The sequence below is a fragment of the Caldanaerobacter sp. genome (assembly GCF_049701115.1).
GTDB lineage: Bacteria > Bacillota > Thermoanaerobacteria > Thermoanaerobacterales > Thermoanaerobacteraceae > Thermoanaerobacter.
This window is the reverse complement of sequence record NZ_JBNATX010000008.1, coordinates 24,179-37,468: the sequence shown is the minus strand read 5'-3', so window position 1 is coordinate 37,468 and position 13,290 is coordinate 24,179. Positions and strand designations below refer to the sequence as shown.

14 protein-coding genes and 2 tRNA genes are annotated in these 13,290 nt (G+C 36.5%); 12 read left to right on the top strand and 4 right to left on the bottom strand.

The features are described 5' to 3' along the window. The first annotated feature begins 77 nt into the window (after positions 1-77). Together ACPLVE_RS04340 and ACPLVE_RS04335 are read left to right on the top strand one after the other, a co-directional pair. On the top strand, positions 78-1,178 hold the full coding sequence (locus ACPLVE_RS04340) for an NAD/NADP octopine/nopaline dehydrogenase family protein (protein WP_424610170.1): 1,101 nt from the start codon (positions 78-80) through the stop codon (positions 1,176-1,178). After that, the gene (locus tag ACPLVE_RS04335) at positions 1,175-2,827 is read left to right on the top strand and encodes a cobalamin-dependent protein (RefSeq protein WP_424610168.1); all 1,653 of its coding nucleotides are present in this window, start codon (positions 1,175-1,177) and stop codon (positions 2,825-2,827) included. The genes ACPLVE_RS04340 and ACPLVE_RS04335 overlap by 4 nt, the downstream gene beginning before the upstream one ends. Positions 2,828-2,999: 172 nt before the next feature. On the opposite strand, the gene ACPLVE_RS04330 is transcribed toward ACPLVE_RS04335, so the two are convergent. After that, positions 3,000-4,253, bottom strand: a complete 1,254-nt coding sequence (locus tag ACPLVE_RS04330) for a D-alanyl-D-alanine carboxypeptidase family protein (protein ID WP_424610166.1) — start codon at positions 4,251-4,253, stop codon at positions 3,000-3,002. A gap of 119 nt (positions 4,254-4,372) precedes the next feature. Here ACPLVE_RS04330 and ACPLVE_RS04325 point away from each other — a divergent pair, with 119 nt between their 5' ends. Together ACPLVE_RS04325 and ACPLVE_RS04320 are read left to right on the top strand one after the other, a co-directional pair. After that, positions 4,373-4,969: a helix-hairpin-helix domain-containing protein gene (locus ACPLVE_RS04325; protein ID WP_424610165.1), complete on the top strand. Its 597-nt coding sequence runs from the start codon at positions 4,373-4,375 to the stop codon at positions 4,967-4,969. A gap of 52 nt (positions 4,970-5,021) precedes the next feature. After that, complete coding sequence (locus tag ACPLVE_RS04320) at positions 5,022-6,080, top strand: coiled-coil domain-containing protein (RefSeq protein WP_424610163.1); 1,059 nt, start codon at positions 5,022-5,024, stop codon at positions 6,078-6,080. Positions 6,081-6,093: 13 nt separating this feature from the next. Here ACPLVE_RS04320 and ACPLVE_RS04315 read toward each other — a convergent pair whose 3' ends face one another. After that, positions 6,094-6,576 (bottom strand): phosphatidylglycerophosphatase A family protein, encoded by a 483-nt coding sequence (locus tag ACPLVE_RS04315; RefSeq protein ID WP_424610161.1) that lies wholly within the window; start codon positions 6,574-6,576, stop codon positions 6,094-6,096. Between the two features lie 122 nt (positions 6,577-6,698). Between ACPLVE_RS04315 and gltX the strand changes: the two genes are divergently transcribed. The 3 genes from gltX to ACPLVE_RS04300 are packed head-to-tail and all read left to right on the top strand — an operon-like array spanning position 6,699 to position 9,540. Continuing rightward, positions 6,699-8,141, top strand: coding sequence for a glutamate--tRNA ligase (gene gltX / locus ACPLVE_RS04310; protein ID WP_424610159.1), 1,443 nt, complete (start codon positions 6,699-6,701; stop codon positions 8,139-8,141). 56 nt (positions 8,142-8,197) lie between these two features. After that, on the top strand, positions 8,198-8,830 hold the full coding sequence (locus ACPLVE_RS04305) for a SatD family protein (protein ID WP_424610157.1): 633 nt from the start codon (positions 8,198-8,200) through the stop codon (positions 8,828-8,830). Further along, positions 8,827-9,540, top strand: coding sequence for a DUF3307 domain-containing protein (locus tag ACPLVE_RS04300; protein ID WP_424610155.1), 714 nt, complete (start codon positions 8,827-8,829; stop codon positions 9,538-9,540). Before ACPLVE_RS04305 ends, ACPLVE_RS04300 begins: the two co-directional genes overlap by 4 nt. A gap of 80 nt (positions 9,541-9,620) precedes the next feature. On the opposite strand, the gene ACPLVE_RS04295 is transcribed toward ACPLVE_RS04300, so the two are convergent. Both ACPLVE_RS04295 and ACPLVE_RS04290 read right to left on the bottom strand, forming a co-directional pair. Continuing rightward, positions 9,621-9,696 (bottom strand) — tRNA-Glu (locus ACPLVE_RS04295). Positions 9,697-9,703: 7 nt separating this feature from the next. Further along, positions 9,704-9,777: transfer RNA gene (locus ACPLVE_RS04290), tRNA-Gln, on the bottom strand. A gap of 138 nt (positions 9,778-9,915) precedes the next feature. Here ACPLVE_RS04290 and ilvE point away from each other — a divergent pair. From ilvE to ACPLVE_RS04265, 5 genes are all read left to right on the top strand, one after another. Further along, entirely contained in the window at positions 9,916-10,791 is an 876-nt protein-coding gene (ilvE, locus tag ACPLVE_RS04285; RefSeq protein WP_424610153.1) for a branched-chain-amino-acid transaminase, read from the top strand. 49 nt (positions 10,792-10,840) lie between these two features. Further along, positions 10,841-12,034: an alanyl-tRNA editing protein gene (locus ACPLVE_RS04280; RefSeq protein WP_424610152.1), complete on the top strand. Its 1,194-nt coding sequence runs from the start codon at positions 10,841-10,843 to the stop codon at positions 12,032-12,034. Between the two features lie 60 nt (positions 12,035-12,094). Beyond that, positions 12,095-12,358 (top strand): hypothetical protein, encoded by a 264-nt coding sequence (locus tag ACPLVE_RS04275; protein ID WP_424610150.1) that lies wholly within the window; start codon positions 12,095-12,097, stop codon positions 12,356-12,358. A gap of 69 nt (positions 12,359-12,427) precedes the next feature. Then, positions 12,428-12,613 carry an aspartyl-phosphate phosphatase Spo0E family protein gene (locus ACPLVE_RS04270; protein ID WP_424610148.1) on the top strand — a complete coding sequence of 62 codons (186 nt, stop codon included), beginning with the start codon at positions 12,428-12,430 and terminating at the stop codon, positions 12,611-12,613. A 126-nt stretch (positions 12,614-12,739) separates the two neighbouring features. Next, complete coding sequence (locus ACPLVE_RS04265; RefSeq protein WP_424610147.1) at positions 12,740-13,234, top strand: ECF transporter S component; 495 nt, start codon at positions 12,740-12,742, stop codon at positions 13,232-13,234. The last annotated feature ends 56 nt before the right edge of the window (positions 13,235-13,290 follow it).

The window sequence follows — 13,290 nt, the reverse complement described above, 5'->3', positions numbered from 1 at the left end:
TTTTTGACACCGAAAATAAAGCTATAGAAGTCCTTCTATAGCTTTTTCATTTCTTTGGCAAGGGGGTGGGTATAGGCATGAAAATGCCTTATTTTGCTGTAATCGGAGCGGGTAACGGGGGGCAGGCAATTGCCGGACATCTTGCATTAAAAGGATTTAAAGTAAATTTATACAACAGAACTTATGAAAAATTGATTCCAATAATACAAAAAGGTGGTATAGAACTAGAAGGAGAAGTTGAAGGATTTGGGAAGTTGAATCTTGTCACTGACGATATAGCCAAAGCTGTAAAAGATGCAGATATGATACTAGTAGCTGTGCCTGCATCTGCCCATGCCACGATTGCAGAAGAGCTTTTGCCCCACTTAAAAGAAGGTCAGATAGTAGTATTAAATCCGGGAAGAACAGGGGGAGCATTGGAAGTTCACAACATATTTAAAAAGAGAAGTGATATAGAAGTTGTCGTTGCTGAAACCGATACTTTTATCTATGCTTGCAGGTCTTCTAATGGTAAGGCCAGGATATATAAGATTAAAGACATAGTGTCAGTTGCTGCAATTCCTAAAGATAAAACGGAAGAAGTAGTGGAAATTCTCAATATCGCTTTTCCACAGTTTGTAGCTGCTGAGAATGTGTTAGAAACCAGCTTCAATAATTTTGGAGCAATTTTCCATCCTGCTCCAACGCTTTTAAATGCTGCCAGGATTGAGACTACTAAAGGAAATTTTGAATACTACAGAGAAGGGATTTCACCTTCTGTCGCTAAAATCCTTGAAAAGATTGACAATGAAAGAATGATGGTAGCAAAAGCTTTAGGCGTAAAAACTATCTCTGCTAAAAGATGGCTTAAAGAAAGTTATAACGCTGAGGGAGATACTCTTTATGAAGCTATACAGAACACAAAAGCTTATATAGGGCTTATGGCACCTGATACTGTAAATTGCAGGTATATTTTTGAGGATGTTCCTATGAGCCTTGTTCCTATCTCTTCTATCGGAAAAGAAATAGGTGTGAAAACACCTACAATTGACGCGATAATACATTTGGCTTCTGTAATGCACGGAAAAGATTACTGGGAAATAGGAAGAACTGCTGATAAACTCGGAATAAGTGGAATGTCTCCTAATGAGATCATAGAACTAGTAGAAGGGAAGAGAAAGGAGGTTGCGACAGCATGAGAAAGCTTATTGTTGCCGGTTCAATTGGAAATTGTGTTCATGTTGCTGGCGTGTATAATTTCTTAAAGTTTGCAGAACAGCAGGGTTATGAGACAGTGTTTTTGGGGCCAGCCGTTCCAATAGATAAATTGATTGAGGCTGTAAAAGAGTATCAACCTGAAATTGTAGGGGTAAGTTACAGACTTACTCCACAAGCTTTGGAGAACTTGTTAAAAGAACTTAAAGATAAGATAGAAAGGAATAATTTAAAAAATATCAAATGGGTATTTGGAGGGACAGAACCCAATGCAGAGGTCGCAAGAAGATCAGGGATATTTTCTGCAGTTTTTGACGGCACAAAAGGAGACGAGGAAACTATCAATTTCTTAAGAGGAGGAATTTCATTTTTTCAGAAAAGAGTTTTTGCAGATACTCTGATTGGAAGGATTGAGGATAAATTCCCCTATCCCATCATAAGACACCACTTTGGACTTCCTTCATTGGAGGATACCATAGAGGGTGTCAAAAGAATAGCTGAGGCAGAAGTTTTAGACGTGATTTCCATAGCTCCTGACCAGAATGCACAAGAGCACTTCTTCGATAAAAAATACGATCCAGCTCTAGATGGAGCAGGAGGAGTTCCTATAAGAAAAGAAGAGGATTTAATACGAATATATGAAGCATCAAGAAGGGGTAATTATCCACTTTTGAGGTGTTATAGCGGAACTAATGATGTTTTTAAGATGGCAGAAATGCTTTTAAGGACTATAAAAAACGCATGGGCTGCTATACCATTGAGCTGGTACAATGTGCTTGACGGGAGAGGCCCAAGAGATGTAAGAACTTCCATAAGGGAAAACCAGCAATTGATGAAGTGGCATGCAGAAAGAGGTGTGCCTGTAGAAGTAAATGAGGCTCATCACTGGAGCTTAAGAGATGCCCATGATGTTATAGGGGTTGTAACTGCGTTTCTTGCGGCATATAACGCAAAGAAAATGGGGGTTAGGGATTATGTAGCACAGTTTATGTTCAATGTTCCAGCTTCTATTTCCCCTAAAATGGACTTAGCAAAGATGCTTGCAAAAATAGAACTTATAGAGGACTTAGAAGATGAAAACTTTAGAGTGATAAGGCAAGCAAGAGCAGGTCTTGCAAGTTTTCCCTCTGACCTTTTAGAAGCAAAAGGACAGCTTGCTTCTAGCGCATATTTATCTATGGCTATTAAACCTCACATATATCACGTAGTTGGATATTGTGAAGCTCACCACGCGGCAACGCCTGAGGACATAATTGAAAGCGTGAAAATAGTAAAGGCTGTGATAAAAAATACTATGTTTGGAATGCCAGACTTGACTAAAGACGAAGATGTGATAAAGAGGAAAGAACAGCTCAAAAAAGAAGCAAGGATTTTGCTTGAGGCTATAAAAGAAATAGCGCCCCATAGTGAAGATCCATGGTCTGACCCGGATGTTTTGGCAACAGCTATAGAAATAGGTCTTTTAGATGCACCTCATTTAAAGGGTAATAAATACGCCAAAGGAGCTCTTCAGACAAAAGTTATAGATGGAGCCTGCTATGCCTATGACTACGAAAAGCATAGGATCATACCAGAAGAAGAAAGGGTAGAGAAGATTTTAAGAGAGTATAAAAAAGAACGCTCCCTTTTGTAAATTAAATTTAGGAAAAAGAAGGGCGCGAATTCTCTTCTTGCGCCCTTTTATTTTTGCATTTCCAAAGCAATAACTAAACTTGGGGACCTTTTACAAGCATTAACACAAAATGCTATTTAAGCTAAAAAGGACTTTGCCAACAAACTTAAAGGAGGGATGTGTCCCCTCCTTTTTAGTATTTGTTAGAAAATATAAATCTTTTTCTTTGCTTTATTTTTTGCCTTCTCCAGAGAAGAAAAGCTAGGCTAAAAGAAGCTATGCCAAAGATCAATTTTAGAGGATGTGCAATAGGATTTTTTTCCTTTTCGTTGTAGTAATTCCCCAAAAAGTTTTTATACACATCTTCTGAGGCAATTAGCGGGTTTGTTCCTATCTCCTTTCCATCAAGTGTGTATTTTATATATCCTAAGACTTTACCTTTTTGAATGGGAGCTTTTATGTCTTGTTTTAGTACAACTTCTGTTTTTATGGCATTTTCTTTACCTTTTGGAACCTCATAATAAAAGTCCTTTTGTGCAATTAAAGGAAGCTTAAATCCGCTTTTCCCAAGATCTATAGAAGTTATCACCTCGCCCTTTTGTGTTACTCTTACAAGGGAAAAGTTTTGAAAACCGTAATCTAAAAGCTTTATAGTATCTGTCCAAATGTTTATGCCTTCATCTCCCATTATAACAGATATAAGCCTGTGCCCGTCTCGCGTTGCAGAAGCCACCAACACTTGTCCTGCAGCTACAGTGTAGCCTGTTTTTACGCCATCGGCTCCCTCATAATAGAAACGAGAAGGTTTAAGTAAGCGATTGCTTATCCATAGGTCTCTCGGTTTGTCGAACTTGTTTGTCGGAGGGATTTGATAATGGAGAGTGCTCACAATTTTCCTAAATTCTGGATTTTGCATGGCATATCTTGCAATTTGTGCCATATCATATGGCGTAGAATAATGATTTTCATCAGGCAATCCATTTGGATTTACAAAATGGCTGTTGTAAGCACCTATTTCCCTCGCTTTTTCGTTCATCATTTTAGTAAAATTTTCTACACTTCCACCTATATGCTCTGCAATTGCTATTGCAGCATCGTTTGCAGATTCTAACATCAAAGCATAAAGCAACTGTTCAAGGGTGAGCTGTTCGCCCGGAGATAAAAATATTGAATTTCCTTCAATTTTAGTTACATTTTCACTACAGGTTACAATATCATCCAGTCTTCCTTTTTCTAAAGCAAGTATAGCAGTCAAAATCTTCGTAGTACTTGCTGGGTACATTCTTTTATGCATGTTTTTGTCATATAGTATCTGACCTGTAGTGAAGTCTATCAATACTGCGGTAGGTCCGACAATTTCTGGAGGTTTCAAAGTTTCTGCGTATGCTGAGATTGACAAAAAAGAGATTATAATTATCGCGAAAAAAGCTATTAATCTTTTAGTCATTTTCGCGCCTCCATTGTATTGTTCATAATTAAAGTATACCAAAAAAATGATAAAAGTAAAAAGGAATTTTTTAATGGGTGTAGAAATAAATAAAGGAGCTTGCAAAATGAGGTGATCTTATGGTACAATTTACCAAAAGACAGCAGTACGCCATAATAATCCTTTTGTCTGTAATATTGCTTTTTTCTGGATATGTAATGTATAGAAATAGCCAGCTGAAGGCCGATTTTATTGTAGATACTTCTCAATCTGAGTTAACAGCTGAAAAGGCCTCAGAACATGAACCTATTGAAATAAAGGTTTATGTTACTGGAGAGGTGAAAAATCCAGGGGTTTACATAATGAAAGAGGGAGAGAGGGTGATAGATGCTATAGAAAAAGCAGGAGGAGTGCTTGAAGAGGCGGATTTATCTAATATCAACTTGGCTCAAAAGGTAAAAGATGAACAAATGATAAAGGTATTCAAAAAAGGAGAAAAAATTGAAAATTCTCCTTTATATGTTAATTCTTATTCAAATTCAAAAAAAGTGAATATAAATACCGCTACAAAAGAGGAACTTCAGACTCTGCCCGGCATTGGTCCAGTTACTGCTGATAGGATCATAGAATTCAGGGAGGCTAAAGGACCCTTTAAAAAGATCGAAGATATAATGAATGTTCCTAGAATTGGTCCTAAAATGTTTGAGCAGATAAAGGACAAAATTACAGTAGATTAAATAGGATTTAGTTCCATATGGAACAAAAAATTACATATAAATGAGGGGTGCTATGAAAAGGATAATTTCGATTGCATTGACAAGCATCTTTATAATTAACTTTCTTATAGTGAAAGGCCAAGAGGGAGAATTAGGGGAATTTTATCAATTAAAACAAAAGGAGCAGGAGGTCATTATAGAAATATTAAATCTTGATGTAGAAAAACTAAAATCCCAAAAGAAGTTGGAGGAGATTACAGCAGAAATAGAAAAACTTAACGTAGTAATTGAAGAAAAAGAAAAAGAAATTGACAGGGTTTCTAAGGATATAGAAAAAGAAAAGATTATATTGAATAGCTGGTTTAGGTTTTTATATATGTCAGGTACTAATGCAATTTTGTCTTTGTTGTTGATGGCAAAGGATGCAACGGACCTCCTTCACAGGCTTATCTATATAGATGTGGTTACAAACTATTATTATGACAAACTTGAAAATCTTTATAATCTCGTGAAACATAAGAAAGAGGAAGAAAAACAGCTTGCTCAGGAAAGGGAACTCCTTTTACAAAAGCAGGAAGAGGAAAAAAGTGTTATAATAAAATTAGAGGAATTAAAAAGAAGCAAAGATGAGGTGCTTAAGGAAATAAAGGCTAAAATAGAAAATTATCAGAGGATATTAGAAATTGTGGAAAATACAAGTTCTTCTCTTTCTTCTTTGGATTTTCTGTTAAGTAGTATTCCTAAACTTCCCTGGGAAAAGCTTCAACCTCATGATGTCAAGCTTTCATTTTTTAGTGCTGAAGCTACCTTTTATGATAAGGATGTGACGAATCTTTTTCGTTCTTACGATGAAAAACTGAGACAGGTAGAAGTTTATTTCATAAACGGCGGTTTTGAAATAAAGGAGGAAAACAAATACGATGCAAAAGGGAAATTTGAGATAGAGGATAACAAGATAAGATTTGTGTTTGATTCTATAAAAGTTCAGGGGATTATGATTGAAGGTAACCTACTTCAAAAAATGGTAGAGGGATATGATACAACGCTTAGTTTTAATGTTCCTTTAGAAGGATGGAAATTAAATCATATCTCTTCAGAAGATGGATATTTGAAGATTCTGTTAAAAAAATAACCCCTCTTTATTATCAATCAGAGGGGAGACTGCTTTTCCTTGAATGAGCTATTCTAGCGCAAGCGGCAGCAACTATGGCAGCTACAAGGTCATCTATGAATGTATTACACCTTTTTTCTTTTTCTGCATTTAATTTTCCTATTATTCCGGGCTTGACTTTGTCAAGATATCCGAAGTTTGTAAGCCCTATGGAGCCATACACATTTGTTATTCCTAGGGCAAGAATTTCGTCTATGCCGTATAAGGGTTCATCCCTTTTTAGAATGGAAAGCAAGGGTTCTTCTAAAAGGTCTTGTTCAGCTAGTTTATCAAGAGCTATTCCGGTAAGGATAGCATTTTGTACTTCTCGTTTTTCCAAGACATGATGCAGGTTTTCTGCGCATTCTTCAATGGTGAGGTCTTCATAATATTTTTTCTGAAGGTCTAATACTAAAACGGCCATATCTTCAATTTGAACGCCTCTTTCTGCAAGCAAATTTATTACAATGTCTTTCATAAAAACAGCTCCTTTAAAAAATTTTTACAATACCAATTATACCACATTTTTATTTCCTTGAAAAAATAAATCAGTTAAAGTATAATCAAGAATAGTTCAAATCTAAAGAAGAAGGTGAGAGGATGACAGAGGTCAGAGTAAGATTTGCACCAAGCCCCACAGGTAGTCTTCATATAGGAGGAGCAAGAACTGCTCTTTTTAACTGGCTTTTTGCAAGACATCATGGTGGCAAGTTTATTTTAAGAGTTGATGATACGGATTTAGAAAGGTCTACTGAAGAATCTATGAAGGGAATATTAGAGGGGCTTCAGTGGTTGGGAATAGACTGGGATGAAGGGCCGATATATCAGTCACAGAGATTAGAGGAATATAGGAAGTTTGCAAATAAGTTGTTGGAGGAAGGCAAAGCCTATTACTGTTTTTGTACAAAAGAAGAACTAGAAGAAATGAGAAAGGAGGCTGAAAAGCAAGGTAAGCCCTTTATGTATCCGGGCAAGTGCAGGAATTTGACAAAAAAAGAGATAGAAAACTATCTTAAAGAGGGCAGAAAACCAGTCATACGTCTAAAGACTCCGGGTGAAGGAAAAACTGTGGTTCATGACATAATAAGAGGAGATGTTGAATTTGATAACTCAACAATTGATGATTTTATAATAATGAAATCGGATGGAATACCTACTTATAATTTTGCTACAGTAATAGACGATTATCAAATGGGGATTACTCATGTAATAAGGGCTGAAGAGCATCTTTCAAACACGCCAAAGCAGATTCTTATATATAAGGCTTTAAATGTCCCAATACCTCAATTTGCTCATGTGTCAATGGTTTTGGCTCCGGATAGGACTAAGCTCTCAAAAAGGCACGGAGCGACTTCTGTTCAAGAGTTTAAAGATCAAGGATATTTACCGGAAGCAATTGTCAATTATATTACTCTTTTGGGATGGGCTCCTTTAGATGGAGAAGAGATATTTGACGTTCAAAAAAGCATAAGAGAATTTTCGCTTGAGAGAGTTTCAAAAAATCCTGCAATTTACGATGTACAGAAATTAACATGGATAAATGGACATTACATAAGAAACTACGATCTGGATAAATTGACACAGGCAGTTATACCGTTTTTACAGAAGAAGGGATTAATAGGAGAAAACTACGATTATGAGTATATAAAGAGGATAGTTGCCGTTGTAAGAGAAAGGGAAAAGACACTGGTAGATATAGCAGAAGCCATGACTTATTATTTTAAAGATGTGGAAAGCTACGATGAAAAAGGGGTTCAGAAATATTTTACTAAAGAAGGGACAGTAGAAATTCTTAAAAAGGCTGTGGAGGTTCTTAGGAATCTAGATCCTTTCAATAAAACTACTGCAGAAGAAGCTTATAGAAAGCTGGTAGAAGAACTTGGAATATCCAGTAGTGCTCTTTTCCATCCAACAAGGTTAGCCATTTCTGGCAAAACTTTTGGACCAGGTTTGTTCGATATTATGGAGTTTTTAGGTAAAGAAAAGACGATTAGTCGGCTTGAAAAAGCTATAAAATTCATTGAAGAAAATATAGAAGGATGATATCACCTATAGATGGGTGATATCATCCTTTTAACCCATGAAAGGGTGAAAATAAAATGTACTTTGTGATTACTGCCGACATAGTGAAGTCAAGAGAACTTCTAAAAAAAGGAATAAAGCGAGAATTTTTTTTAGAAGCAGTGAATCAAGCTAATGATCTATGCTCTGGGAGCCTCTTTGTGCCTTTTTCACTTATGAGAGGTGACGAAATTCAAGGCATTGTGGCAGATGGAGATTCTTTGCCTAAAGTAGTCAGAAAGCTGAGGTTTAGCTTTCTTCCAGCTGTTTTAAGGATTGGCATAGGCATAGGGGAGATTTCGACAGAAGTAAAAAGCACTTCTTGGGAAATGGATGGAGAAGCTTTTTACAGAGCGAGAGAGGCTTTAACTTCCTGTGGTGACAATGTCTTGACTGTGGTTAAAATGGGAGCTCCCTTTTTAGAAAATATTGTCACGGCTTTATTTACACTTATCGATGCGCTGGAGTCAAAGTGGACTATGGGTCAGTGGGAGGCTGTAATAGCTTACGAGATTTATGGGACATATCATAAAGCGGCGGAGATTTTGAAAGTAGCGCCGCAAAATGTTTCAAAAAGATGTCATGCAGCGAAATGGCCAGCAGTGGTAGAGGGTGAAAAAGCGATTATAAGTCTTTTAAAATTCGGCCTGGAGGGGGAAAAAGACGGGTGAAAATTTTACTTTTTTCGATAATTTTATTGTTTTTTTCTCACGGGCTGGGCGATTATGTTTTTCAAACGGAAAAGATGGTAAAAAGAAAATTAGATGGGAAATTTAGGAGTTTTATGGAGCATTTCTTAATCGTTCTAAGTCTTAACATAGTTCTGATGGTCTTTTTTACAACAGGGGCTTTTCCGTATCTCATAGCACTATCTGTGTTCCATATTTTGATTGACTGGGGGAAGTATAAGCTGTTTAAAAGTGAAAGTTTAAATTCCTTTGTATTAGACCAGATTTCACATATTATTACTATGGTCTTGATAGGATTAAAAATTGCAGATTTTTTAAGGCCTTCCTTTTTGGGAGTTCACTTTGAAACCTATTTTCAAGTATTTTCGATTCTTACAGTCTATATTTATGTTGTGCTTGGGGGAGCGATTTTTATAAGATATGCCCTTTTAAGTCCACTTGTGTATGTTCCTAAAGCGGAAATTACCACTTCGGGAAAGATAATAGGAATAATAGAGAGGATTTTGATGACAACTCTAGTGGCTATGGGTCAAGTAGCTGCAGCAGGTTTTGTAATAGCTGCAAAGTCTATAGCGAGATATAAAGAGCTTGATGACAAAAACTTTGCCGAATATTATCTAATTGGTACAATGCTTAGCATGTTGCTTGCCCTTTTGGGAGGGATTCTCATAAGGTTCTTGTACCAAATGTAAAAACACCTCCCCATCAGAGTCGTCGTACCAGGTGCTTTGAGGGAGGTACCAGAAATCTACAATATAAGTATTTTCAAGCTTGGTAGCCCCAAGGGGACTCGAACCCCTGTCTCCGCCGTGAGAGGGCGGTGTCCTAGGCCACTAGACGATGGGGCCAAAAAATTGGCTGCCGAACTAGGACTCGAACCTAGACCAGGTGATCCAGAGTCACCTGTGCTACCATTACACCATTCGGCAGCGCCTTGACGAATGTTATTATAGCATAGGTTTTTTGATTTGACAAGTACCTCTTTTTTATTTTTTCGTTGACTAATCTGTTTTAGAGTGATAAAATTTTACTAAATTAATTTAAAAAAATGAAGGAGGAGTCATGGAATGGGATTAGTATATGTAAATGGAGAATTTGTGGATAGTGAAAAGGCATGTATTTCGGTTTTTGACCATGGGTATCTTTATGGAGATGGAATTTTTGAAGGAATAAGGGTGTATGATGGAGTCATATTTAAACTGGATGAGCACTTAAAGAGGCTTTACAGCATGGCAAAAGTTCTTCTTTTAGATATTCCGCTTTCTATGGAGGAGATGAAAGAAAAAGTTGTTGAAACGGTGAAAATCAATAATTTAAAAGATGCTTACATAAGATTAGTCGTGTCAAGGGGGAAAGGAGACTTAGGGCTTGACCCTTATAAATGTCCTAAACCCACGGTAGTTATAATTGCCGATAAAATTGCTTTATATCCGGAATCCATGTATGAAACGGGACTTAAGATCATAACTTCCTCTTTTAGGAGAAATTCAATACAGGCGTTGGATCCACAAATAAAATCTTTAAACTATTTAAATAATATTTTGGCCAAAATTGAAGCAGTAAAAGCTGGGTATCCCGAGGCTTTAATTTTAAATCAAGAAGGATATGTAGCTGAGTGTACAGGAGACAATATTTTTATAATTTCTGACGGTGTTTTGTATTCACCACCCTCTGCTGTTGGAGCTTTAGGAGGTATAACTCGAGCTACAGTAATTGATATAGCTAAAGAGCTTAATATTCCTTTTGAAGAGAAATATTTTTCACTGTTTAATGTATACACCGCTGATGAATGTTTTCTAACGGGTACGGCGGCAGAAGCGATTCCTGTAGTAGAGGTAGACCATAGAGTAATAGGAGATGGCAAACCAGGTCCTATAACCAAAAAAATAATAGAAGAGTTTAGAAAGCTCACAAAAATTTTAGGGACAAAAGTGTATGAATAAGATTGCCTTTTATGTGCAATCTTATTCATACAATGGGGGGATAAAGGCAATGCTTTTTTATGAGGACAGCTATATAAAGGAATTTAAAGCTAAGATTTTAGAAAAAAGAGAGGAAAAAGGTAAAAAAATCCTGATATTAGATAGAACTTATTTTTACCCGGAAGGCGGTGGTCAGCCTCATGATACGGGTGTAATAGGAGGGAAAAAAGTTGTAGGCGTTTATGAAAAGGATGGGATTGTCTATCACGTTGTAGAGGAGTTTCCGCAGGAAGACGAAGTTTTCTGTGAAATAGATTGGGAAAGAAGATTTGATCATATGCAACAACATACTGGACAGCATCTGCTTTCTGCAGTGTTGTTCAAAAAATATGGCGCTGATACTGAGAGTTTTTCTATAGGGCAAGTCTCTTCTCACATAACTGTCACAAGGGATGTCTTTACTGAGGAAGAGATAGAAGAAGTGGAGAGAGATGTAAATAATCTTATATACAAAAACATTGCTGTTAAAAGCTACTTTGTTGACAAAAAACTTCTTTCAGAGCTGCCCCTTAGAAAGAAGCCGCAAGTGACAGAAAATATAAGAGTAGTGGAAATAGAAGGCATCGATTATTCCCCTTGTGGGGGTACCCATGTTAAAAGTACAGGCGAAATTGGCATTTTGAAGGTAAAAAAGTGGGAAAGGACAACCAAAGGAGCAAGGTTAGAATTTGTTTGTGGTTTTAGGGCTTTGAAAGATTACCAAAGGAAAAATCATCTTGTAAATTATCTGATGCAAGTTCTTTCAGAAAAAGAGGAAATGTTGAAAGAACACCTGCAAAAGATACTGGAAGAATATAAAGAGGCAAAGAGAGAGATAGATATATTAAAAGAAAAATTATTAAAAGAAGAAGCCGAAAGCCTTATAAAAAAGTCAGAAGTCTATGGTGGAATTCGCATTGTTTATAAACTTTTCGAAGGAAGAGATGTAGAGGATATTAAGATGATGGGAAAACTTATAAGTGCTGAAAATAAGACTGTTGCTATATTGGGAAATAAAAGGCGCGATGTGGGGGATATAGTAATTGCGAGGTCTTTGGACGTTGACATAGCTGTAAACGGATTTTTTAAGGAAGTACTCGGGACTTTTGAGGGAAAGGGAGGAGGAAATGTCCAGTTTTGCCAGGGAGGCGGCTCCCCATCTCGTTTGGAATTGGCGATGGACAAGGCATTAAGGTTTGTTATCGAAGAGATAAATAAAATGTAAAAAATTTTTAAAAAGAAGAAGGAAATTTGTTACATATATAGAATATATTATATGATGAATATGATGAAAAAATCCGATGCTAAAAGAGATGGGGAGAGTGAAATGAATAAGGAGAGGATAATCTCAGAAGAACTTAAAATGAATATGGAGATTTTAAAAGCAAAGATTGAAAGCGATGAGATTTTGGGTTGGCTTTTTGCCAACAGGGGATTTGTTGTCAAAGAAGCAGATGAGGACTGGAAAATGAAGTATGGAAGAGAAATAATAGAAATTTACGAGAAATTAGCAGGAATAGTCAATAAATTGGTCCAAACTTCCCAATAAAACCCCTTGTAATTTTTGTATTACGATGGTAAAATTGTATATACCACTTCGTATAGAGGGGTAATGGACATGAAAAACAATGAAGCACTGGAAAAACAGATTAGTTTACTGAGGAGAGAATTAGAGAATCTAATAACAGACGAGGAAATCGATTATGAGAAAGTTCTGGATATAAGCCGAAAATTAGATGCTTTGATAGTATCTTATATAATCAGTAAAAAAGACGACTATTCCACAGCCGGTAGTTGGGTATAATTTTCGATTCTGGGCTCCTTCTAAGGGGTTTTCTTTTTTTTGTTATTATATTGTTATGATTGTATCAATACAATTGTATGATATAATTATATTATGATGCATACACTTTACATGGAGGTATGAGATATGGAAATGGACAGCGTAAAAAAATTGGTATACGGGGCTTTTATGATGGCTTTAGTTACGATTGGCACAATGGTTATTCAGATACCGACACCTGCCACAAAAGGTTATATAAACGTCGGAGATTCCTTTATATTTTTTACTGCAGCTCTTTTTGGGCCTATAATGGGGGGAGTCGCAGGAGGCTTGGGTTCAAGCCTTGCTGATCTTCTTTCAGGTTATGCTTATTGGGCTCCTTGGACATTGGTGATTAAGGGTTTGGAGGGAGTCCTTGTAGGGATTTTATACAAAGGTAATAAAGAATATTTAAAAATACTTTCCCTTATTATAGGAGCTTTGTGGATGGTTTTAGGATATTATATTGCTGGAGGAATAATGTATGGCTTCAAAGCTTCTTTAGTGGATGTGCCTAGTAATTTAATTCAAGGTTTTGCTAGTATAATAATAGGTTATTTACTCATAAAGGTCCTTATTCCTCTTGTGGTAAAAACTCGATGAGCAAAGTAAAAAGCAAGGGTATAAGTGGAAACTACCCTTGCTTTTTTTTGCATAAA